This is a genomic window from Amycolatopsis xylanica (assembly GCF_900107045.1).
In the GTDB taxonomy this organism is placed as follows: domain Bacteria; phylum Actinomycetota; class Actinomycetes; order Mycobacteriales; family Pseudonocardiaceae; genus Amycolatopsis; species Amycolatopsis xylanica.
Genome location: NZ_FNON01000001.1, coordinates 1526144 through 1547792, shown reverse-complemented (window position 1 = coordinate 1547792; position 21649 = coordinate 1526144). Strand labels below are relative to the sequence as shown.

The window sequence follows — 21649 nt, the reverse complement described above, 5'->3', positions numbered from 1 at the left end:
CTTCGGCGCATCCGTGTGCGTTCCGCTGAATCCCCAGATCGAATTCGCCGGGGAGCCGCCCTCGCCTATGTCGCTGAGACAGGAAGTAGAGCAGTGGACTTCGAAGCATTGGCCGCCGAGCTGCGGACCCTTCGAGAGAACGTCGCTGGGGTGTCGGACACGGTGATCGCCGCGGTGGACGGGATTCCGCTCGTCGCCGACGCGGCGGAGGACATCGACCCCACGAAGATCTCGGCGCTCGCCGCGGCCAACCTGGGTATCGCGCGCCAGGCGGCAGAGCTGACCGGGAAAGGCACGCTCAGTCAGACCGTGGTGTTCAGCAGTGACGGTTATCTGGCCGTGTTCGCCGTCGGCCGCATGGCGCTGATGGCCATCATGGGAGACAAGAACCTGAATGTCGGGCGGCTTTTGTTCGAATGCCGTCCCGTCGTCGAACGGATCAAGGAGATCCTGCCCGCTTAGCACCTGTTACCGCCCAGATTTCCCATTTCACGACAATCGAACAAGTGGAGAGTTCCGATGAACATCGAAAATGCCCTGAAAGAGTGCATGTCGATCGCCGGGTCGCTCGGCGTCGCGCTGGTGGACCACGAGAGCGGAATGTCACTGGGTACCAGCGGGGGAGGGGATTGGCTCAATCTGGAGGTCGCGGCGGCGGGCAATACCGACGTGATCAGGTCCAAGCTCCGTGTCATGTCCGCGCTCGCGCTCAACGACACGATCGAGGACATCCTGATCACACTGCACCGCCAATATCACCTGATCCGGCTGCTGGACTCGATCCACGGCAGGAGCAGCCTGTTCCTCTACCTGGTGCTCGACCGCGAGCAGGCGAATCTCGCGCTGGCGCGGCACTACCTCAAGCGCATCGAGTCCGATCTCCAGGTCTGACCGCGCGCAAGCGGCACGCACAGCGGAGGAGGCGACGATGCCCGCAGGCGGATCCAGCCACCAGGCGCTCGTCGTCGGCTCGGCGTTCATGACCGATCTGGGATCCCTGTTCCCCGCCGGGCTGAAGCTCATCGGCGACGAGCTGGAGTTCATGTTCGTGCTGCCGGACGACCGGACGTCCGACCATCCGTTCGTCGAGCTGAAGGAACGGATGCGGGCGCGGTCCGACGCCGGCTCGGGCGGTCCCATGCCGCGCTTCTTCATCGACACCGGCGGGCGGTGGGCGCGGCTGCGGGTCGAGCTGACCGGCACCGCGGTCCGCGCGCTGATCGTGATGCCGGAGGAGGTGACGGCACGATCGCTGAACGCGCCGTTTCTCGGGCGGTGGCAAGAACACATGCCGTGGCTGGTGCGGCTGGCCGTCGACGAGATCACCCGGATGCTCGCCCGGTGCCACCACCAGGCGGGCGGCCCGCCGCCGCTCGTCGACCTCGACCTGCGGTACCTGCCGGTTCCGGACTACGCGAGCCGGGCCGCGGAAGCCCACGAGCCGGTCAGGGCGTTCATCCCGCCGGTCAGGCCCAAGCTCGGCCTGCGGTGGCGCTCGGTGACGTTCGCGCAGCGCCGGATCTTCATCGCGGGACTCGGTGAGGTCAGCACCACCGGCAAGTGGCCTCGGCACCGGCTGGTCACCCGGGTGATGGGCGTCGAGCTGGAACTGCCGTCCTGGGTCACGCCGTGGTGACACAGACATACCCGTCACGGGCGAAGACTTCGCGAGGCGGTCGAGGGCAGCTTGGGGTGAGCCACTGACCCCAGCGAAAGGTGATCAAGTGTCCGAGACCGATTTGCTGTACGACTCGGAGCAGTGGGCGCCGACCCCCGACATGCCCGGCACGTTCGCCAGGATGGCGCCCGAGTTCACGGTCGTCGGCGAGGCATGGCCGTGCGAAGGGGACGGCCTTGGCGGGGCCGCGGGTGTCGCCGCCGCGCTCACGGCGCTGGGTGCGAAGACGGGCCTGGTCTCCGTGTGCACGCGTGACCAGGACTGCGCGCCGCTGCGTGCGCGGCTGGCGGAACGAGGCGCGGGCGCGCCGTGCCTCGTCGTCGAGAGCGGCCGGTGGGCCTCGGTCGCCGGCTCACTCTCGGAAATGGTGCGGGAGACCGACTGTGTGCTGGTCTGCGATCGGACCGGGTCGGCATTGGCCGCGTACGCGAGCAGGCTGATCTCGGCCGATCGCGGGCACCTGCCGCCGGTCGCCGTCTACACCGGGGACACGGCGCGGTGGTCCGAGCTGCGGCCCGAACTGATGGCGGTGTCGGGCCAAGGCTCCGGCGACAGCGCGGCCGCCCGCCTGGTGCGGCTGCACGACCGGGGCATGACGCTCACCGTCCCGCGCCGGCGGCCGTACCGGACCTGGGCGAGGCCGCCGCACGGCAGGCGGGCGGGCGCGGCGGAGGAGAGCGGGGTCGCCGCGCTCGCGCTCGGCCTGGTCGCCGGTCTCCCGTCGACGACCTCGGCCGAGCTCGCCCAGGCCGCGGCCGACGTCACGGCCTGCCTGCCCGACCCGCTCGTGTGCGGCACGGAGCTGCTCACCATGTGGCTCAGGGACCGCCGGTCGGTCTTCGTGCCGTGGCAAGGGCTCGCCCCGCTGGTGCACGGGCACGAGCGGGCCGGGCGCCGGGTCGTGGTCGTCGGCGGCGTCTTCGACCGGCTGCGGCTGAGCGACGTCGACCGGCTCAACACGGCCAGGCAGCAGGGGGACGTGCTGGTGGTCGCCGTCCGGTCGGACGCGATGGTCCGCCGCGCCGGGAACCGGCTGCCGATCCGGCGTGCCACGGACCGGGCCGAGACGCCGTCCACGCTGAGCTGCGTCGACCACGTGACCATCGCCGAAGGCGGGGCCGTGCCGCTGGGACTGCCTTGATCAGTGCCGTTCCCAGGCGAACGGGCCGCCGCCGATCAGGTCGCGCGCGGCGGTGACATAGGCGAACACCGAGTCGGGGATCTCCTCCATGGCGCGCACGGCCGACGTGATCGTGGGCAGCTCGAGCCGGTCGAGCGCGCTGAGGAGGTCCGCCCGTTCGCTGAGCAGGCACAGCTTCTCCGTCCACGCGTCGGCCAGCTCGACCACCTGCCGCAGGCAGTCCGCGACCCGATGGGCGCCGTGCTCGATCTCGGTCAGCCCGGCCTCGACCCGGCGGACGTGCTCGGCCAGTTCGTCGTCGGCGCTCGCCGCGCTCACCCAGTCCCGTAGTTCCCGCGTTCTGTCCACACAGGACACTATTTCCCATGCCAGCTTGTGCACCTGCTCGAGCACGCAGGCGCCGAGCCAGTCGACGCCCTGGTGGCCGTGCAGCTTCGTGGTGTAGTCGATGATCTGCCTGACCTGGAAGGAGATCGGCTCTGGCAGGTCGTTGAAATCACTGGCGGCGTGGAACAGTTCGCCGCGCCGGGTCTCCATCAGCCGGTCCGCCGTCCACTTCCAGCACAGGTCGTGCTTGTCGCAGGCGAAGATCAGCCAGGTGAAGCAGGCGCTGGTCACCAGCAGCGCGATGCCGAGCGCGGTCATCAGCGCGGATTCGCTCAGCGCGATCGCGCAGGTGCCGACGCCGATGACGGACGCGGGCCACGGCCACAGCGAGTCCTTGAGCACCCGCCAGCGGACGGCGTGCCAGCGCAGCCGGTCCGGATCCACCCCCGGTTTCCACAGCACCGGATCGCCGCCGTCGGCACGGGAGTACCCGTGGTACTTCTTCATGGAATCGTTCCTTCCCGGCCGCGTTTACAGGAGCCCGCGCTGGCGGGCGACGGTGATGGCGTCACGGCGCTGGCTGACGCCGAGCTTGCGGTAGATGCCGCGCAGGTGGGTCTTCACGGTGTTGACCGAGACGTAGAGCGAATGCGCTATCTCCTCGGCCGTGCGCATCGACGGCAGCTCGGCCAGCAGCGCCTGTTCGCGTTCGGTGAGCCCGTCCGCTGGATCGGGCACCTTGACCGGCAGCGCGGTCAGCACCTTGGCGACGAACGGTTCCAGCCTGCCGAACCGGCCAGCCCCCTCGGCGAGCATCGCGCGGACGGACTGCCCGGCGTCACGGAACGGCCGCAGCGCCTGGTTCGGCGCGGCGAGGCCGAGGGCTTGCGTGAGCGCCTCGTGCGCGCGGTTGCCGTCGCCTGACCGGTCCGCGAGATACGCCTCCAGCAGCCACGCGTCGATCAGCGTCGGCGCCGAGATGGCCCGGGTCCGCCCGCTCAGCGCTGGCTCCAGCAGGCGCCGGGCCGCACCCACTTTCCCCTTGTGGGCATGCAGCATCGCCCGGAGCAGCACCCGCTCGGCGGAGCGGACGAGCAGCGCGTCGGCGCGTTCCATCACCTCGTAGGCCCAGGTGTACTCGCCGACGCGCAGTGCCATGCGTTGCTGCATCGGGGCGGCGTAGGCGACGAGCGCCGGAGCGAGTGTCTTGCCGCCCATGCGCTGCCAGTGCCCGCGCAGGGTGGCGGCGACCTCGTGTGGTTCGTTCGCGGTGTCGAAGGAGGTCATCGCGTCGACGGTGAGGACGAACAGCTCCACCGTCGGGTCGGCGGGCCTGGCCAGCAGCTTGGTGGCGAGCGAGGCGGACTTCAGCGCCTGTTCGTCTTCCAGCCGCTGGTAGGCCTCGAGCCCCTGCAGCGCGTGGATGTAGGCGCTGCGCGAGGTCATCGCCCACCCGCGCGCCTCGGCGAAGTCGAGCGCGGCCGCGGCGCGTTCGCCGAGCTGGACGAGGTCGCCTTCGGCCCCGGCCGCGGCGGCCAGCTGTGCCTTGCACTGCAGCACGACCGCGTCACGCCGTTCCACGGTGGCCAGCTGGTGCGCGCGCTGCAAGTCCGCTGTCGCGGCCCGATGGTGCCCGGTCCAGGCGTGGGCGGCGCCGCGGTTGACCAGCGCGAGCAGGTCGATGTCGACGACGCCGGTCCGGCCTGCCCGTGTGGTCTCGAGTGTCGCCAGCGCCGAGCCGAGGTCGCCTTGCATCCGTGCCCTTTGGAGCCGAACGGTCGCGTGCAGCGCGCGCAAGCGCTGGGTGCGCAACGGATGCGCGGCGTTGTTGATGCCGCGCAGCCTGCGATCCGCCGCCGACAGATCGCCGAGGTCGAGCGCGGTCGCGGCGGCGACCAGCGCGACCGACGGCCGGTCCAGCACGTGCGGCGGCACGGTGTCGAGCAGCCTGCGCAGCCTGCTGGACTCTCCTTTGTGGATTTGCTCGAGCCCGTACTTCGCGATCAGCCGGGTGACGAGGTCGTCGCCGCCCGCGGCGATCGCGTGCGCGATCGCCCGGAGTGGATCGCCGTTGTCGAGGAACCAGCGGGACGCGGTGCGGTGCAACTGGTTCTGCGCGGTCAGCCGGCGCCGCCCCAGCTCGGCGCGCAGATAGCCGCGCAGCAGCGGATGGTACCGGTACCACCGGGTCGACTGGGACCAGGTGACCACGACGATTCCGCCGCGTTCCAGCCGATCGAGAATTTGACCGGCGTTCTCTTGCTTGGACAATGCCGCCGCGAGTTCTTGGGTGAACGTCCGGCAGATACAGGTCGAGAGCATGAACCGCTCGACCTCCTCGGGCTGGCGGGTGACCACCTCGTCGAGCAGATAATCGGCGACCATCCGGTCGTCACCGGTGAATTCGGTGACGAAATCGGCGGTCCGGGCGGAATCGGCGAGCGACATCGCGGCGAGCCGCAGCCCGGCCGCCCAGCCTTCGGTGCGTTCCATCAGCAGGCCGAGTTCGGTTTCACTGAGCCGAATGCCTTGGTTCGAATAGAGCAATCCGGCTTCGTCCATCGTGAAGGTCAGATCGTCCGGCCCGATTTCCCGCAGCCTGCCCTCCAATTTCAGTCTGGGCAGGATCAGCGGTGGCGGGAATCTCGCCGACAACACGACGCGCACGGTGGCTGGCGCGTGCCGGAGCAGCAGATTCAAGGTGGCGATCGCATTTCCGGAGCCGACTTCGTGCACGCCGTCGAGCACGAGCACGACCGGGCGCGGCAGCCGTTCGAACGCCGCGATGACCGCGGCGAGGAACGCCGCGTACGAGCCGCCCCTCGGCGGCGTGAGACCGTCGAGCGGACCTGTCCGCTCCACCGCGCCGCTGACCTGCAGCGCACGGAGTATCGCCGACCAGAGCAGCGCGGGGTCGTTGTCCTCCCGGTCCAGTGAGACCCAGGCGACGCTCACGTCACCCTCGGCCGCCCTCCGCCGTGCCCAGGTGGCGAGCAGCATCGTTTTGCCAGCGCCCGCCGGGGCCCGTACCACGGTGACCGGCGAGCCCGTTTCGGAGCCCGCCACCGCCGTGTCCAGCATCGCCTCGAGCCGCTGCCTGGTCAGTGTCACGGTCGTGGTGACCGGGATCCTGACCTTCGCGGTGGCCACCGGGGTATCCGCCCCGATCTCCTCCGCGGTGTCGGCGGCCTGTTCGAGGCCAGCAGGAGTTCTCGTTCCGGCCAAATACATTCTTCTCCTCACCGATACGAATGTGTCCCGGCTGCGTGCGTCGGCGATGTATCGGAGCGGGTGACGAGTTCCAGGAATATGACGACCTCGCGCAGCATCCGGGGCAAAGCCGCCAGTGTCACCGCCACGCTGATGAGCCCGTTCGCTTCGCCGGTATCGCCTTGCTCGCGCCCGGTTCGCTGCGCGGATACGATGAGGGAAAGAAGCAGGCAGGCCGAAGCCAATTTGACTCGTCCGCGTTTTCGCCCCGGCTCGTCCATGAATGCCCGCTCCCGTCCCTGGTGCGCATCGCTGTTGTCGCAGAACAGTCATGGTGCCGACCGGAATTGGAGAGCACTTCGTCCGCCGCGGGTGACCTCGCGTGCACACAGAGTCCGGAGGGCGCACGCTACCCCAATCGCTTCCGCTTTCCGCCGATTGACCATGGCGTGTCCGGTACTGTCCACTGTGGACTCAAAGGGTGCAGCGGTGCTGGTGAATCATCCTTGACGGGTGAAGATCACGCCGAACGCCGCGCGGCATGCTGAGCACGCACCGGACCGGGCCCGCCGTGGTGCAGCCGGGGTTGTCGGGGACCACAGGGCCGCCATCGCCGATCCGGTCCGGTGCCTTAACCGTTTTCGGCGTCCAGCGCCGCGTCGAGCGCCATGGCCGCGTCGATGAGGGCCAGGTGGGTGAACGCCTGGGGGAAGTTGCCGAGCTGCTCGCCGGTCGGCCCGATCTCCTCGGCGTAGAGCCCCAGGTGGTTTCCGTAGGTGAGCATCTTTTCGAACACCAGCCGCGCACTGTCCAGCCGTCCCGCGCCCACCAGCGCGCGGACGTACCCGAAGGTGCACAACGAGAAGGTGCCTTCGGACCCCGGCAAGCCGTCCGGGGAAGCGGCCGGGTCGTACCGGTGCACCAGGCTGTCCGTGACGAGCTCCCGCTCCATCGCGTCGAGTGTGGTCAGCCACCGCGGATCGCGGTCCGCCACGAACCCGACCTGCGGCATGCGCAGCAGCGACGCGTCGAGCACGGCCGAGCCGTACTGCTGGACGAACGCGCGTGCGCCTTCGTGCCAGCCGTTCTCCCAGATCTGGGCGTAGATCCGGTCCCGTTCGGCCCGCCAGCGCCCGATCGCGCCGGGCCTGCGGAGCAGTTCGGCGAGCCGGATACCGCGATCGAACGCCACCCAGCTCATCAGCCTGCCGTAGGTGAAGTCCCGCCTGCCGCCCCTGGTCTCCCAGATGCCTTCCTCCGGCTGGTTCCAGTGATCGGCTAGCCAGTCGAGCAGCCCGGTGAGCGCCTGCCAGCCCTCGTGGCCGACGGGCAGCCCGCGCTCGGCCGCCCGATGGACGCTGTCGAGCAGCTCGCCGTAGATGTCGAGCTGGAGCTGCCCGGAGGCGTCGTTGCCGATCCGCACCGGGCGTGAGCCCTGGTAGCCCGCCCAGTCCAGCGTGGTCTCCGAGAGGTCGGATGAACCGTCCACTCTGTACATGATCCGCAGCGGCCCGCCGTCGGATTCCGGGTCCTGCTCCTGGTAGCGGTCACCGAGCCAGCGGGCGAAGCCGGCGGCCTCCTCGGTGAAACCCATACCGAGCAACGAGTACACGGCGAACGAGGCGTCCCTGATCCAGGTGTAGCGGTAGTCCCAGTTCCGCTCGCCGCCGATCCGCTCCGGCAGCCCGGCGGTGGGGGCCGCGACCATGCCGCCGGTCGGCGCGTAGGTCAGCAGCTTGAGCGTGATCGCGGATCTGTTGAGCGCCTCGCGCCACCGTCCCCGGTAGGCCGACCGCGCGAGCCAGCCACGCCAGAACCGGACCGTTTCGTCGAAGGCGCGCTCCACCTCGGCCGTCCGGATCGTCCTCGGCGGTCCGGGTGCGTCCGACTCCAGCACGAACCCGCGCACCTGCCCCTCGGTCAGCTTGACCGCGCCGCGCACGGAACCGTCCGCGGCGACCCGGACGTCCGCGATGGCGGCGTCACCGGGTTCGCGGACCGCGTGCAGGGTGAGCACGAGATCGCCCGCGTCGAACACGGCGCCGTCGGCGGTCACCTTGGTCAGGTGGTCCCGGCGGCCGTAGTCGAAGCGGGGCGCCACCTCGAACGCGAAGTCGATCTCGCCGCGAGCGCAGCGCAGCATCCGGACCAGCCGGTGGTTCGCGGTGGCCGCCGGGCCCGCTGGCGGCATGAAGTCGACCACCTCGCCGGTGCCGTGCTCGGTCGAGAACCTGGTGATCAGGATCGCCGTGTCGGGCAGGTACAGCTGTTTCGAGCGATAAGGCCCGGACACCGGGCCGATCCGGCAGTGGCCGCCGCGTTCGCCGTCCAGCAGCGCGGCGAACACGCTGGGCGAGTCGAACCGCGGGCAGCAGAACCAGTCGACGGCGCCGTCGGTGCTCACCAGCGCGGTCGTGTGGAGATCCCCGATCAGGCCGTGCTCGGCGATCGTGGGGTAGTGAGCCATGTCCCGTCCTCCTTGGTCCCCCTCACCGCCACCATGTCCGCGCCGTGCGGCGGTGGTCGTCATCCGCCGGGGATGAGCCCCGGCGCCCCGGCGGGCCGCTCTCGCGCGATCCGGGTGATGAGCGCGGCGTCCGGCGCGTGCGACCGTGGCCGCGGCAAAGGTCCATTCAGGGAACGGAGTCAGCATGCGTCAGCAACGCCACGACCGGCCCGGACGGGTCGAGGACCCGGTCAGCGAGGAGTGGGCGGCCCCGCCGGCGCCCGCCCGCTCCCCGATGTGGGCGGGCTGGGTCTGGTTCGCCGCCGTGATGATGATCATCATCGGCGTTTTCGGCGTGATCGAAGGCCTGGTGGCCATCTTCAGCGAGTCCTACTACGTCGCCGGTCCCAACAACGTGCTCGTGCTCGACGTGACCGGCTGGGGCTGGTTCCACCTGATCGCCGGGATCCTGATCGGCCTGACCGGGATCGCCCTGTTCTTCGACGCGACCTGGGCCAGGGTGCTCACGGTCGTGCTCGCCGCCGTCGACGCGGTCGCCCAGCTCTCGTTCATCGCGGTCGCCCCGGTGTGGTCCGCCATCGTGATCGCGCTCTGCGTGATGGTCATCTGGGCGATCGTGGTGCACGGCAGCGAAAGCCGGCTCGAGCTGTGACGACGGCGGCCCCGGCGCTGCCGCGGTGCCTGGTGATCCTGCTCGGCACGGCCGCGGCGGTGGTCACCGTGGCCGGGCTCAAGGCGATGGCCTGGCTGATCACGCCGGTACTGCTCGCGCTGGTGATCGTGATCGTGCTCAGCCCGGTGCACGCGTGGTTGCGGCAGCACGGTTTCCGGCCATGGGCCGCGACGCTCGTGCTCGTGCTGCTGATCTACGGGCTGCTCGTCGCGTTCAGCCTGGTGGTGATCGTCTCGGTCGCGAAGCTCACCTCGCTGCTGCCGCAATACACCGACCGGGTCCGGGAGCTCGCCACGTCGGCCGTCGACGCGGCCGGCAGCCTCGGCGTGCGGCCGGGCGCGCTCCGGGAAGCGGCGAACTCGCTGGATCTCGGCAAGGTGCTGACGTCACTGGGCGGGCTGCTGGGTGACCTCACCGGGCTGACCACGAGCATCGTGTTCCTGCTGGCGCTGCTGCTGTTCTTCAGCGTGGAGGCCAACGGCATCGACTCGCGGCTGAGCGACGTCGACGGCGACCGCCCGCAGGTCCGGGAGGCGCTCGGTGGCTTCGCGGGGCGCACCCGGCGCTATCTGGCGGTGGCGACCGCGTTCGGCCTGATCGTCGCGGTGGTGGACACGGTCGCGCTGCTGTGGCTCGGCATCCCGCTGGCCGTGCTGTGGGGCCTGCTTTCCTTCGTCACCAACTACATTCCGAACATCGGGTTCCTGCTCGGGCTGCTCCCGCCCGCGCTGCTGGCGCTGCTCGGCTCTGGCTGGCAGCGCATGGTGGCCGTGATCGTGGTGTACGCGCTGATCAATTTCGTGGCGCAGTCGGTGATCCAGCCGCGCTACGTCGGTGACGCGGTCGGCCTGTCGACGGCGCTGACGTTCGTGTCACTGGTGTTCTGGGCGTGGGTGCTCGGCCCGGTCGGCGTCCTGCTGGCCATCCCGGCGACCTTGCTGGTGATGGCCGTGCTCGTGGAAATCGACCCGGCGGCGGGCTGGGTGGCGGCGCTGGTGCGCGCGCCGCCCAAGCGCACCGACGAGCTCAGCCCAGGATGAGCACGACGAACAGGAGCGCGACGATGATGGTGACCAGCCAGCTGTGCCCGGTCAGCCAGTCGCGCACCCGGGGCATCGCCCGCTCGGCCTTGCGGCGGAAGAGCAGATAGGCCAGCAGGGGCAACGCGGCGATCAGCACGGTGGCGGCGATGAACGGCCACGCCGCCGCCACCGGCTCGCCGGTCCGCGCCAGCTCGGCGCCCACGGTGAGCATCACCAGCACGTCCGACGGGAACAACCCGATCAGCAGCAGCCCGGTGGTGAACGCCTTGCCCGGACCGGCCGTCATCAGCGACCCGAGCCAGTTCGGCGGCTCGATGGTCTTGCGGTTGATCCAGTTGTACCCCGCGACCCCGAGCAGCAGCGCCACCAGCACGAATTCGATGCCCTTGGCGGGCCCGCCGCCGTGCCCGCCCCCGACCACGAACCGCGTCGCCAGCCACGCCGTGAGCGTCACCCCGGTGTAGACCGCGACCGTCACGCCTGCCAGGAACGACAGCGACACCGCGACCGGCCGCTTGGCGGTGATGAACAGCAACGCGGACATGAGCTGCGGCCCGGCCATCATCGTGACGGCGAGCGGCAGCACGGCGAGATTCGTCATGTCCCGGAGCGTGGCAATCCGCCGGGCACGTGGTCATCACCCGCGCCGGGCGATGCGCGGGGGTGGCGCCATGGCCTGCGATGGCACCAGCGAAATCCCATCAGCGAAAGGGCAAGACCATGGTGACGTTGACCATTTGGCGCTTCGGCACGGCCGAGGGAGCCAACCGCGCGGCCAGGACATTGGAGGTGCTGACCCAGACCGAGCTCATCAGCGTCCACGACGCGGCGATCGTCTCCTGGCCGGAGGGCCGCAAAAAGCCCGTGCTGCGCCAGCTCCGCCAGGTGACCGGCCGGGGCGCGCTCACCGGCGCCTTCTGGGGCATGCTGTTCGGCCTGATCTTCCTCGTCCCCCTCCTCGGAGCCGCCGTCGGCGCGGCAGCGGGCGCGGCGGGCACGGCACTGACAGATGTAGGCATCGACGACGACCTCATCAAACAGATCCGCGATCAGCTCAGCCCCGGCACCTCAGCGTTGTTCGTGCTCAGCTCGGGCGCGGTGATCGAGAAGGTCGAGAACGCCTTCGCCGGCCAGGAAACACCCGAGCTGATCTTCACGAACCTGTCGCCGGAGGAGGAGCGGAGGCTGCGCGAGGTGTTCTCGGAATCCTGACCAGCGGAGCACCCGTGATCGGGGTGGACGCCCGCCCGTCCACCCCGACCGGGACCTCACCCGCGAGCATCACCCGATGCATGATGCGCGGGAAATCGAGGTGCCCGGTATCGCTGGGAGCCAGGTGAATGGTCGCCCGGTTGTCCCAGAAAGCCACGCTCCCCGCCTCCCACCGAAACCGCACGGTGTACTCGGGCCGCGTGACCTGTTCGAGGAACATCTCCAGTAGCAACCGGCTTTCGGCCCGCGAGACATCCCGGATCTGCTCGATGTAGTAGCCGTTGACGGACAGGATCCGTTCCCCGGTCTCGGGATGCACCCGCACGACCGGGTGCACCGAGGCGACCTGATGGTCCTGAAGATGCTTCGCGTAGGCATCCGGCCCCGGCCGCGTCTGATAGCCGACGCCCAGCCGATGCTCAGCCCAGAGCGTGTCGGAGAACCGCTTCACGGGCTCGGACAGGCCCTCATAAGCGACAGCCAGGTTCGCCCAGGTCGTGTCACCGCCGTATGGCGGCACGGTTTCGGCGCGGAGAATGGTCGCTGCGGGCGGGTCGATCCTGGCACCGTGGTCGCAATGCCAGCCCCGCAGCACCGAGTGACGCCTGCGTTCAAGCCACTCCTGGTTGTCCATGCCATAGCGCCCGGCGAGTTCGAGCCGGTCAGCCGTCGTCTCGACCTCGGGGAACTCTTGAGGCGAAGCGCTACCACGCGACCTGAGCACGACCGGCTCTCCGAACCGCCGCGCGAAGGCGACGTGAGCGGCGTGGTCGAGCTTCTGGTCACGGAAGAACACGACCTTCCACCGCAGTACGGCCGCCCTGATCGCGGCGACGACCGCGTCGTCGAGCTGCCCTGCCAGGTCGACTCCGGCGATCTCGGCGCCGATGTGTCCCGCGGCGGGCCGGACTTCGACACCGGCGACTGTTGTCACTGCGGACCTCCGCTCAGTCGTGATCTTGTCTCGACCGACCCTATGACGGCTGGGGTCGGGTTCGGTACGGCCAAGCGGATGTGTCCCGGCGCACGCCTCGTTACCCCGAAAGCCACTTTCGTCAGGTGCTATCTGGCGGAAGTGGCTTTCGGGCATCTCTTGCCCTGGGCTTGGGGTCTGTCTGGGTCGGATCTAGGGCGGTCCCGTATGGAAATTTCCGCTCGTGGGGTCGGGTGGTGTTTGGGGTCGCCGCGGAAATATCCATACGGACCGGGGCACGGTGGCACAACGCTGCTTGGGCTCGCCAGAAGCCTCGGCCGGTACTTGCTGCCTGCGTGAGCGTTGGGTCGGGCTGCCGGGGTCGTGGTGGGCGATGGCGGCAGGAAGGGTGATCGGGTAGGTGGTCGGCGGCCTGCGGGGGCGGCCGACGCTTTCTGTGGGGCTCGGGGTGGTTGTTGTGTGGGGTTTTCGGCCGTTGGGTGGCCGGAAAGCCTGCACATCGGCGGGGTGGATTCCTGGGTTCTGCGCCGGTGCCCGCGGCCGGGGTCGCTATCGCGCGGCGATGGGTGCTTCCGGTCTCTGCTGCGCACGTCGTGGAGGCATTGCGCCACAGGCGATCCTCACCTGCTTGCGATCAGGTTCGGGTGGTGTGCATGGTGTTGCGGCGGGGCGCCCGTGCGGGGTCGATAAACGCCGGGGGAATGAACTCCGGGTATCCGTCGCTGGCGATGCGGACTTCCCAGTCGCTGTTGTGGATCAGCCGGTGATGCCGTCCGCAGAGCAGCACGAGATTCCCGATCCGGGTTTCTCCATGGTGGGCCCAGAAAACGATGTGGTGCGCTGTGCATTGCTGGGGCGGGGCATCGCAGCCGGGGAAGGCGCAGCCGCCATCGCGGATCGCCAGCGCCCGGCGCTGGGCTGGTGTCGCGAGGCGCTGAGCCCGGCCCACATCCAGCGGCTCGCCATGAGAGCCGAGGGTGACGGGGATGACTTTGCAGTCACACGCGAGCAGGCGTGCTTCGGTGGCGCTGATGTCCCCGACCAAGTCCAAGCACGCTCGCCCGATGCCGGTCTTGAGTTCGTCGAGGCCGACGGTGACTACGACATGCACACTGTCCCCGGCCTGAGTCGGGATATCAGGGTTGCCCATGCCGATGCGGACGAAGTGGGCGAACGCGTCGCCGAGTCGTTCCCATTGGGATCGGGTGTCGCGGCCTTCTTCTTCGGTGGCGGGGCGGGGTTTGGCGAGTGGGTCCAGGGTTGCTTTGAGCCGGGCGATGGTTTCGGCGTCGGTTTTGATCTTTATGCCGTGGGTGCCGTCGCGGTGGGTCACGAACCCGAGTTCATGGCGCGGCTCGGTCGGATCCGGGTCTTTGGGTTCCCGTCCGTCGGGGTCGAGCCGGTCGCGCAGGTTCTTCGCGGCGTGGCTGATCTGCCGGGGTCCGGCGGTGCGGGCGAGGTTGACCAGGATCTGCTCACCGGTCTCGCGGTCTTCGGCTGAGACTGTGGGTGGGAGTGCCCCGAGCGCGGCGATGATCGGATCCAGCTGTGCGGCGCCGAGATCACCCGCCAGCGCTGCTGCGGCGGCATGTGGTGCCAGCGCCGGGATCCGCGTGCCGCCATCCTGGCGCGGGTTGAGCGCTCGGGCGCGGTCGACGCGGGCTTTGGCCTCGGAGTGCTTGATCTGCACCCAGTCCACCAGCATCCCCGGCACAGTGGCGTAGCCGGTTACTTCTTTCACGCCGCGGGATTCGATTTCGGCGAGGATTTGTCCTTGCTCGGCCTCCAGGCGCCGTTTTTCTCGTTCGCGGCCGACGTAGGCGAGCAGCAGCGTGTCTTTGTCGCAGCGCCACCATTCCGGCGGTGCTGCGGTGTCAGGACTTTCGGTGCTGATCATGCATTCCATGCTACGCGCGTTCAGAGTCATATGCCACTGGACACGCCGGGCTGGTCGACCCCACACCCAAGCAAGCAGCAAGTACCAGCCGGGGTTTCCGGCGAGCCACAACGAAAACCGACCACCGTGCCCCGGTCCGTATGGATATTTCCGCAGCGACCCCAAACACCACCCGACCCCGGAGCGGAAATGTCCATACGGGATGTCTTTAGATCCGACCCCAACAGACCCAGACCAAAGGCGACAGTCCGCGCAAGCCAGCCGAGCCCCGTGAAAGGCCCTCAGGCAAAGGGATTCGGCTGGTAAGCCCACGCCGTCGTCTCAGGAGCCAACCGCATCAGGGTGAGCGGCTTCGTAGGGATCGGTTCCCCCAGCAAGGCCGCCCTGTCCGTGCGAACAGCGGCACCGTCCGGCATAGCCGCGTAAGCCCGGCGCACCTGATCCCCGACAACATCCCAAAGCCCAGAGCAGTGCTCAGCGAGCGTCCCCACCAGACCGGTCATCGTCGTAGCAAAGAACGTCGCGAACAACTTCGCGCGCAGGTCGGCGTCAGCAACCCGAAACCGGTCCGGCATCCCCGGCCACGAGAGCCCGGCAGCCCGCAGCCGATCCGGGCCAAGCCGGATATCCGCGAGATCCCGATAGATCAGCCGACGCGGCCGACCCTTTTCCAGCACCAGCAACAAGTTCTGCTCGTGCGCCTCCAAAGCCACGCCCCAAGCGAGCAGAGTCAGCAGCGGTGGCAACGCCATCGCCGCGAACTCAGCCAACCACTCCGCCGGGCAACCCAGCGAGCACAGCGGCGGGCAGCCACCCGAGACCGGCCGAGCGGTCAGCGCGGCGATCGGCAGCACGGTCTCGCCGGGGCCGACGGCGGGGGAGTCCCGGACGATCGCGGCGAGATCCCGATGCGGTGAGCCGTCGATGAGCACCGCTGCGGCGGCGCGGTTCTCTTGCAGGCTGAAGCCGTCGAGGCGGGCGACCGTGTCGCGCAGGAACGCTGACAGCGCGACGCCCGTCTCGACGGAGCCGCCGGAGATGTCGCGCACCGCCGAGGTGAGCTGTGTGCTCAAGGCCGTCTTCACCTGCCAGGGCTTGCCGATCGGCGCGAGCGTGCGTAGCGCGAGAAGCGGTTCGGCGGGTAAGGCTCCGGGGTGAGTCGGACGCAGGCCGTGGCGCGGCAGGACGTTCGCCGACTGCCACGGGTGGACCGGGAGGAGCACGTCGGAGCCGCTGCGCAGATCGTCGGGCCAGTCGCCGCGGACCAGGCAGCGGTCAACAGACACGGCGAGGAGGTCGAGTGCGACGATCGGGCGGAATTCGGGGCCGTAGGCCAGATGGTCGGCCACCGTGAAGCCGGTCCGGTTGCGGCAACAGGGATGTAAAGGATGACCGTCGACGATGCTTTGTTCGTGTTCCGGCAACGTCGATGCCGGGTACCCGAGGGATGGAGCGCCTGCACGGGCCAGTGCCATGGCCGCGACGCTGTGGGCGACTTCGGCTTCCAGGCGGGCTGCTTCCGGCCAGCCGAGCGCCGCGAGGAACGCGGCGGGGTGGTCGTAGGGCTTGCCGTCGATGCTGATCACGGGGCCGGAACGGGTCAGGCGGCGTCCGTCTTCGAGGGTGATGGCGTCCGCCGAACGGTGCGTGATGCGGGGGAGCGGGTCGAGGCGGAAGCCGCGCCACAAGCGGTCGAGCACGGCCGCGCGTGCTCCGGGAAGCTTGTCGCGGTAGGGGAGTTCGGGGCGGAGCCGGGCCAGTTCGGTGGCGAACGTGGACTCAAGGGGTGATTCGAACGCCTGTGAGGAGACCAACGACACCGCACCTCTGCCGGTTACACGAGAATGATGGGCGACTGCGATCAAGCCTAGAGGGAGATCGGTGGAACCGAGCACTGACCTGGAGCGCCGCGCCGACGCCATCACCGGCACGGCGGTGCTGAACTGCCTCCGGCGCGAGGTCACCGCCGTCGAGGGCGGGCTGACGACCGACGACACGCACGTGACGATCAGGCTGCCGCGCGCTGGCATCGTGTTGCGCGCGCGGCATGGGCGCTGGGCGTCCGAACCCGAGCGGCTCACCGGTGAGGTCTGGAGTCCGCTGACCTGGCGGGAACTGGCCGGTGCCGTCTGCCAGGAACTGACCCTGCACACCGGCGTCGCGGCGGACGCGCTCGTCGCCGAGATCACCGACAGCCGTACGGCGCTCGAAGCGATGCTGCGCGCGCGTGTCGGCGCCGCGATGCCGGACGAGCTCTACCAACGCTCGGAGCAGGCGCTGGTCGCCGGGCACCGCTACCATCCGGCGCCGAAAGGCCGGGGCGGCATCGCGGCCGAGCACTGGCTGCCGTACGCGCCCGAGGCGCACGCGAGCTTTCCGTTGAGCCACTTGGCCGTCCGTGCGGATGTCCTGGTCGACGAGGGTGACACCGCGGCGCTGGAAGGACTCGGCGCCGTCGTTCCCGACGGCTACCGGCTGCTGCCCGCGCACCCGTGGCAGCTCACGTTGCTCCAAGACCGGTTACGCGACCTGCCCGCGCTGCGCGACGGCAGGCTGCTCACGCTCGGCACGAGCGAGCGCCGGGTGTGGCCCACCTCGTCGGTGCGCACGGTGTGCGATCCGGCCGCCGACCTGTTCTACAAGTTCAGCCTCGACGTCCGGATCACCAACGACGTCCGGCGGCTGTGGCTGTACGACCTGCGCTGGACCGCGCCGCTCGCCCGCGTGCTGCGGCCCGCGTTCGCCGACGTCGCCTCGGCCTTCCCCGGGACCGCCTTCCTGATCGACCGCGGCTACCGCACGGTCGACGTCGGCGACGTGGACGTCTACGAGGGGTTGGCGGTCGTCGTCCGCGACGGGGTCCGCGCGCACGCGCTGCCCGGGGTGACCCCGCTGCTCACCGCGGGCATCAGCGAAGGCTTCCCCGGCAACCCGCTCGACGGGCTCGACGCCGCGGCCACGCTCACCTGGTGGCGCCGCTACCTCGCGACGGTCGTGCCGCCGGTGCTGCACATGTACTTCCGCCATGGCGTCGTGCTCGAATGCCACCTGCAGAACGTGCTGGTCGGCGTCGGGCCCGACGGCATGCCGGTGCAGGCGCTCTTCCGTGACCACGAGGGCGTGCGGCTGCTCGCGTCCCGCCACGCCGGGCTGCTGCGCGAGGTCGACGGGCCCCACTCGCTCGCGCGGGGCGTCGACGCCGAGCACGGGTGGCAGCGGCTGCAGTACTGCCTGGTCACCAATCATCTGCACGAGATCGCGGGCGCGGTCATCGAGCGCCATCCCGCGCTCGCGCGGGACGTGTGGGCCGAGGCGCGGGGCGCGTTCGTCGCATACGGACGCGAGCACGGCGCGCCGGTGGAGTTGCGTGAGCTGCTGGACAGCCCGCAGGTGCCGAGCAAGACGAACCTGCTGCTGCGCTGGTTCGACGCGGACGGCGCGGCGAGCACGTACGTCGCGCACCCGAACCCGTTGCTCACCCGGTCTGAGGAAGCTGTGTCTTAGAAAGCTGTGGTGGTGCCGCCCGGTCGGGGGGCGTGCCGAGTGGCACCACCACACGCCAGGGAAGAGGGCACCCGCGATTGATCATGACGGCTGGGCCGCGGCTTCACCCGATGGAGTGAACGGCGAGTCGTCGCAGGGCGGGTAACCAGCGGTTTCCGCCTTGTGCCAGACCGAGCGCGACCAGGCCAGCGCAGTACTTGCTGACCGACAGCTCGTGCAGCCGCAGCCGGGAGAGTGCCTCGGTGGCCGGGCCGCGCCCGGCGGCCGACTTGACTTCCAGCAGCACCAGGTCGCGGGCCGCTGGCACGTCGTGGCGGCCCGATGACCAGGTCAGCGCGGTGTCACAGGTGATACGGGTGAGGCGGTCGGCGGTCACCAGCGTCGCCCTCCGATAGGTCGTGACGAGGGACGCGGTCAGCGGCCGCGGCGCGCGGGTGCCGTACGCGGCCATGAGCTGCTCGTCCAGGAACTCCAGCGTGGACGCGGTGAGCGTGTGCGCCGCCGCCGTCGGATGCGGGCGGCGGACCTTGATGGTCTCGTCACGCCTGCCGTTGAGCTTGAGCTCGCAGAAGGTGTCGGCCGAGTCCGCGTACGTCCGGGTGCGGATCTTGAACCGGCGCCTGCGGTCCTGCCGGTGCGCGCGGAACACCGCCAGGCCGGGGGTGTCGAAGTAGGTCGACGAGTAGCGGAACGAGCGCCCGCCCGCGATCTCGAGGCAGGACAGCTCCGGCCGGAGCGCTTCGGCGAGCGCCAGGAACTCCGACGGCCGCAGCAGGTATTTGCGGTCAGTCCGGCTCATCAACGCGCTCGTGGCGACGACCTCGGCGAGCGAAAGGGCGGGCAGACCGGCGGTCACCGCGTCGACGACCGCCGTGCCCCGGTCCGCCGCGCTCATCGGACCGCCACGGGCGCGCCGTGGGTGACCGCGGCCGGGTTCGGCCGGAACCTCACGTCGACGACGGTCACCTCACGCACGTAGTCCACTTCGGACACGCTGTGCCTGACGACCGTCCCGTTGAGCCTGCCCTGCAGCTCCAGCACCATGCTGGCCTCGTCGGGGTATACCGTGTCGAGCACGACCGTCCGCCGCACCGGGCCGACGGCGCGCGCGGGGTGGTCGGCGACGTACATGACGGTCAGCAGCAGTACGTTGAACACGGCGACCAGCCGCCAGTCCGCCGACGGCAGGCCGTTGACCAGGCCCAGCACCAGCGCGACGAAGTAGTACGCGACCTCCTGCTGGCTGATCGAGTCCGACCGCAGCCGGATGATCGACAGCACCCCGAACAGGCCGAGGCCGAGCGTGCCGGCGGCGGGCACGGACAGCAGCACGGCCACCGAGACGCACACCCCGACGTTGAGCGCGAGATACGCGCAGGCGAGGTCACGCCGATGATGGCGCCGGGCATAGATGCCGTAGGCGAGCAGGACGGCCGCGACGAGGTCGGCGGCGAGATGGAACACGGTGGTGGTCATGGGAACCACTGTTCCGCCCGCGGGGGAAAGCCCCGTGAAAGGCGGATGAGAAGCCGCTCATTCGAGCCGGTATCCCATGCCCCGCACGGTTTCGATCCGATCGGCGCCGACTTTCCGGCGCAGGTAACGGATGTAGACGTCCACGACGTTCGAACCGGGGTCGAAATCGAACCCCCAGACCCGGCCGAGCAGCTGTTCGCGCGAGAGCACCTGGCCGCGGTTGCGCAGCAGCGTCTCCAGCAGTGCGAACTCCCGCGCTGTGAGGTCGGTTTCCTTGCCCGCCAACGAAACGCGCCGCGTCCGCAGGTCCAGTGCGAGGTCGCCCGACCGCAGCACCGCGGGTTCGGCGTCGGCGTGCCCGCGCAGCCGGAGCCGGATCCTGGCCAGCAGTTCCTCGAAGGCGAACGGCTTCGCCAGATAGTCGTCGGCGCCACCGGACAGGCCCGCGACGCGGTCGACGACGCTGTCCCTCGCCGTCAGTATCACCACCGGCGTCGTCCGCCCGGCGCCGCGCAGCGCACGCAGCAGATCCGACCCGTCGAGGTCGGGCAGGCCCAGATCGAGCACGACGAGATCATGCGCGCCGGTGAGCGCCTCGGCGAGCCCGTCGGCGCCGGTGCGGGTCCAGCGCGTCGCGAAACCGTGCGCCCGCAAGCCTTTCTCGACGAAGGCGCCGATACGCGCGGAGTCCTCCACGACGAGGATGCTGGTCACGGTGCCTCCGAAGGCAGTTCGATGGTGAAGCGGGCGCCCGCGCCCGGCACGCTGTCGAGCAGCACCCGGCCGCCGTGCGCCTCGGCGATCGCAGCGACGATCGGCAGGCCGAGCCCGGCGCCGTCGTCCCCGCCCGCGTTGGTGCCTCGCTTGAAACGCTCGAAGATCCGCGCCCGCGAATCCAGCGGGACGCCTTCGCCGGTGTCGCGTACCCACAGCAGCGCGGACCCGGCGGTGACCGCCGAGCCGATCGCGATCTCCTGGCCGTCGCGGGTGTGCCGGACCGCGTTCGAGACGAGCTGCAGCAGCGCCTGGCCGAGCCGCTGCCCGTCCGCTCGGATCACCGTCTCGGCGACCGCGTCGACCCGCCACGCGCGGTCGGCCAGCGGCCTGGCCTTCGCCAGCGTCTCGACGGTCAGGTCGGCGAGATCGGTCTCGACGGGCACTACGAAGCCGGGGTTGCCGGATTTCGCCAGTACGAGCAGGTCGTCGACGATGCGCTGCATCCGCGCGAGCTCGTCGAGCACGAGCAGGCGGGTGGTCTCCCGGTCCTCGTCGCCCATCAGCTCGAGATGCCCGCGCACGATGGTGATCGGGGTGCGCAGCTCGTGCCCGGCGTCGTCGAGGAAGTCACGCTGGCCCGCGAAAGCCCGCTCCAGCCGGTCCAGCATGGTGTTGAAGGTGCGCCCGAGTGCGGCGACGTCGTCGGAGCCGCGGACCTCGATGCGGCGGGTGAGATCGGATTCGCCGATCTGCTCGGCCGCCAGCCGCACCTCGCGCACCGGCGCCAGTATCCGGCCCGCGACGAGCCAGCCGACGAGCCCGGCCAGCACGAGCGCCGCGCCGGACATCACGGCCATCACCCTGACCACATCGCCGATCTCACCGGCGGCGTGGTCGACGAACTCGACGATCACCAGCGCGCCGCGGCCCGGCGCGTTCTCGGCCGAAACCGGGATCACGCCGTAGCGGGCGGACCCGACGGCGGTGTTGACCGTGCCGTACGCCGGTGCGGTGGCGCGCACCAGCTCGGTGACCAGCGCGTGGTCGTTGTCCAGCCGCGCGGGCGGTTCGATCGCGCTGCGCCGGGACGCGACGCCGCCGACGATCGAGAAGAACGTCTCGTACTTCTCCGGCAGGTTGCGCTCCAGATACCGGCCGAGCAGCGCGTCGACGGTCACCGGCTGTCCAGGCGGACGCGAATCCGGCGACGCCAGATAGGCGCGAAGCTTGTTCGTCCCGTGCGCGATCTCGTTGTCGAGCCGCTGGTCGAGCTGGTTGCGCAGCACGGTCCTGGTCGCCAGCAGCGTGCCGGCCAGCGCGAGCAGCACGACCAGCAGGACCCAGGCGAGGATGCGAGCCCTGGCACTCAC

At 69.9% G+C, this 21649-nt stretch carries 20 protein-coding genes; 8 read left to right on the top strand and 12 right to left on the bottom strand.

Annotation, left to right across the window (positions count from 1 at the left end; translation table 11 throughout):
• Nucleotides 1-93 precede the first annotated feature (93 nt).
• From BLV57_RS06805 to BLV57_RS06790, 4 genes are all read left to right on the top strand, one after another.
• Complete coding sequence (locus BLV57_RS06805; protein WP_091287639.1) at nt 94-462, top strand: roadblock/LC7 domain-containing protein; 369 nt, start codon at nt 94-96, stop codon at nt 460-462.
• A gap of 57 nt (nt 463-519) precedes the next feature.
• On the top strand, nt 520-891 hold the full coding sequence (locus tag BLV57_RS06800; protein ID WP_091287638.1) for a hypothetical protein: 372 nt from the start codon (nt 520-522) through the stop codon (nt 889-891).
• Between the two features lie 37 nt (nt 892-928).
• A complete protein-coding gene (locus tag BLV57_RS06795) occupies nt 929-1636 on the top strand; it encodes a hypothetical protein (RefSeq protein ID WP_091287637.1) in 708 nt (235 codons plus the stop codon).
• A gap of 88 nt (nt 1637-1724) precedes the next feature.
• Complete coding sequence (locus tag BLV57_RS06790; protein ID WP_091287636.1) at nt 1725-2819, top strand: nucleotidyl transferase family protein; 1095 nt, start codon at nt 1725-1727, stop codon at nt 2817-2819.
• Here BLV57_RS06790 and BLV57_RS06785 read toward each other — a convergent pair whose 3' ends face one another.
• The 4 genes from BLV57_RS06785 to BLV57_RS06775 form a co-directional block, all read right to left on the bottom strand.
• The gene (locus BLV57_RS06785) at nt 2820-3653 is read right to left on the bottom strand and encodes a hypothetical protein (protein WP_091287635.1); all 834 of its coding nucleotides are present in this window, start codon (nt 3651-3653) and stop codon (nt 2820-2822) included.
• Nucleotides 3654-3677: 24 nt separating this feature from the next.
• On the bottom strand, nt 3678-6377 hold the full coding sequence (locus tag BLV57_RS06780; protein WP_176968513.1) for a winged helix-turn-helix domain-containing protein: 2700 nt from the start codon (nt 6375-6377) through the stop codon (nt 3678-3680).
• An 8-nt stretch (nt 6378-6385) separates the two neighbouring features.
• The gene (locus BLV57_RS43170) at nt 6386-6637 is read right to left on the bottom strand and encodes a hypothetical protein (protein WP_176968512.1); all 252 of its coding nucleotides are present in this window, start codon (nt 6635-6637) and stop codon (nt 6386-6388) included.
• Between the two features lie 350 nt (nt 6638-6987).
• The gene (locus tag BLV57_RS06775; RefSeq protein WP_091287633.1) at nt 6988-8823 is read right to left on the bottom strand and encodes a glycoside hydrolase family 15 protein; all 1836 of its coding nucleotides are present in this window, start codon (nt 8821-8823) and stop codon (nt 6988-6990) included.
• Nucleotides 8824-9007: 184 nt separating this feature from the next.
• Between BLV57_RS06775 and BLV57_RS06770 the strand changes: the two genes are divergently transcribed.
• Complete coding sequence (locus BLV57_RS06770; RefSeq protein ID WP_245757182.1) at nt 9008-9475, top strand: DUF7144 family membrane protein; 468 nt, start codon at nt 9008-9010, stop codon at nt 9473-9475.
• Complete coding sequence (locus BLV57_RS06765) at nt 9472-10536, top strand: AI-2E family transporter (RefSeq protein ID WP_091287632.1); 1065 nt, start codon at nt 9472-9474, stop codon at nt 10534-10536. Before BLV57_RS06770 ends, BLV57_RS06765 begins: the two co-directional genes overlap by 4 nt.
• Here the strand turns inward: BLV57_RS06765 and BLV57_RS06760 are convergent.
• On the bottom strand, nt 10523-11140 hold the full coding sequence (locus BLV57_RS06760) for a GAP family protein (protein ID WP_091287631.1): 618 nt from the start codon (nt 11138-11140) through the stop codon (nt 10523-10525). The genes BLV57_RS06765 and BLV57_RS06760 overlap by 14 nt on opposite strands.
• 119 nt (nt 11141-11259) lie before the next feature.
• Between BLV57_RS06760 and BLV57_RS06755 the strand changes: the two genes are divergently transcribed.
• A complete protein-coding gene (locus BLV57_RS06755; RefSeq protein ID WP_091287630.1) occupies nt 11260-11751 on the top strand; it encodes a DUF1269 domain-containing protein in 492 nt (163 codons plus the stop codon).
• Here BLV57_RS06755 and BLV57_RS06750 read toward each other — a convergent pair.
• The 3 genes from BLV57_RS06750 to BLV57_RS06740 all read right to left on the bottom strand — a co-directional run bounded on the left by BLV57_RS06750 (nt 11693) and on the right by BLV57_RS06740 (nt 16402).
• Nucleotides 11693-12685: a TauD/TfdA dioxygenase family protein gene (locus tag BLV57_RS06750; protein WP_218134618.1), complete on the bottom strand. Its 993-nt coding sequence runs from the start codon at nt 12683-12685 to the stop codon at nt 11693-11695. The two genes, BLV57_RS06755 and BLV57_RS06750, sit on opposite strands and share 59 nt — an antisense overlap.
• A 634-nt stretch (nt 12686-13319) precedes the next feature.
• Nucleotides 13320-14582, bottom strand: a complete 1263-nt coding sequence (locus BLV57_RS06745) for an HNH endonuclease signature motif containing protein (protein ID WP_091287628.1) — start codon at nt 14580-14582, stop codon at nt 13320-13322.
• 281 nt (nt 14583-14863) lie between these two features.
• The gene (locus BLV57_RS06740) at nt 14864-16402 is read right to left on the bottom strand and encodes an IucA/IucC family protein (RefSeq protein ID WP_218134616.1); all 1539 of its coding nucleotides are present in this window, start codon (nt 16400-16402) and stop codon (nt 14864-14866) included.
• A gap of 61 nt (nt 16403-16463) precedes the next feature.
• On the opposite strand from BLV57_RS06740, the gene BLV57_RS06735 reads away from it, so the two are divergent.
• Complete coding sequence (locus BLV57_RS06735; RefSeq protein ID WP_091287627.1) at nt 16464-18086, top strand: IucA/IucC family protein; 1623 nt, start codon at nt 16464-16466, stop codon at nt 18084-18086.
• 103 nt (nt 18087-18189) lie between these two features.
• Here BLV57_RS06735 and BLV57_RS06730 read toward each other — a convergent pair whose 3' ends face one another.
• Genes BLV57_RS06730 through BLV57_RS06715 form a run of 4 tightly spaced genes read right to left on the bottom strand, consistent with a single transcriptional unit; the run spans nt 18190 to nt 21649 of the window.
• Nucleotides 18190-18981: a polyphosphate polymerase domain-containing protein gene (locus BLV57_RS06730; RefSeq protein WP_091287626.1), complete on the bottom strand. Its 792-nt coding sequence runs from the start codon at nt 18979-18981 to the stop codon at nt 18190-18192.
• Nucleotides 18978-19562: a DUF4956 domain-containing protein gene (locus BLV57_RS06725; protein WP_091287625.1), complete on the bottom strand. Its 585-nt coding sequence runs from the start codon at nt 19560-19562 to the stop codon at nt 18978-18980. The genes BLV57_RS06730 and BLV57_RS06725 overlap by 4 nt, the downstream gene beginning before the upstream one ends.
• 57 nt (nt 19563-19619) lie before the next feature.
• Nucleotides 19620-20276 carry a response regulator transcription factor gene (locus tag BLV57_RS06720; RefSeq protein ID WP_091287624.1) on the bottom strand — a complete coding sequence of 219 codons (657 nt, stop codon included), beginning with the start codon at nt 20274-20276 and terminating at the stop codon, nt 19620-19622.
• Complete coding sequence (locus tag BLV57_RS06715) at nt 20273-21649, bottom strand: sensor histidine kinase (RefSeq protein WP_091287623.1); 1377 nt, start codon at nt 21647-21649, stop codon at nt 20273-20275. Before BLV57_RS06715 ends, BLV57_RS06720 begins: the two co-directional genes overlap by 4 nt.

Bases quoted from the DNA above. Each gene is read 5' to 3' on its own strand.
- BLV57_RS06770 (WP_245757182.1), top strand. From the start codon at position 9,008: ATGCGTCAGCAACGCCACGACCGGCCCGGACGGGTCGAGGACCCGGTC.
- BLV57_RS43170 (WP_176968512.1), bottom strand. From the start codon at position 6,637: ATGGACGAGCCGGGGCGAAAACGCGGACGAGTCAAATTGGCTTCGGCC.
- BLV57_RS06800 (WP_091287638.1), top strand. From the start codon at position 520: ATGAACATCGAAAATGCCCTGAAAGAGTGCATGTCGATCGCCGGGTCG.
- BLV57_RS06755 (WP_091287630.1), top strand. From the start codon at position 11,260: ATGGTGACGTTGACCATTTGGCGCTTCGGCACGGCCGAGGGAGCCAAC.
- BLV57_RS06780 (WP_176968513.1), bottom strand. From the start codon at position 6,377: ATGTATTTGGCCGGAACGAGAACTCCTGCTGGCCTCGAACAGGCCGCC.
- BLV57_RS06725 (WP_091287625.1), bottom strand. From the start codon at position 19,562: ATGACCACCACCGTGTTCCATCTCGCCGCCGACCTCGTCGCGGCCGTC.
- BLV57_RS06745 (WP_091287628.1), bottom strand. From the start codon at position 14,582: ATGATCAGCACCGAAAGTCCTGACACCGCAGCACCGCCGGAATGGTGG.
- BLV57_RS06730 (WP_091287626.1), bottom strand. From the start codon at position 18,981: ATGAGCGCGGCGGACCGGGGCACGGCGGTCGTCGACGCGGTGACCGCC.
- BLV57_RS06775 (WP_091287633.1), bottom strand. From the start codon at position 8,823: ATGGCTCACTACCCCACGATCGCCGAGCACGGCCTGATCGGGGATCTC.
- BLV57_RS06785 (WP_091287635.1), bottom strand. From the start codon at position 3,653: ATGAAGAAGTACCACGGGTACTCCCGTGCCGACGGCGGCGATCCGGTG.
- BLV57_RS06760 (WP_091287631.1), bottom strand. From the start codon at position 11,140: ATGACGAATCTCGCCGTGCTGCCGCTCGCCGTCACGATGATGGCCGGG.
- BLV57_RS06795 (WP_091287637.1), top strand. From the start codon at position 929: ATGCCCGCAGGCGGATCCAGCCACCAGGCGCTCGTCGTCGGCTCGGCG.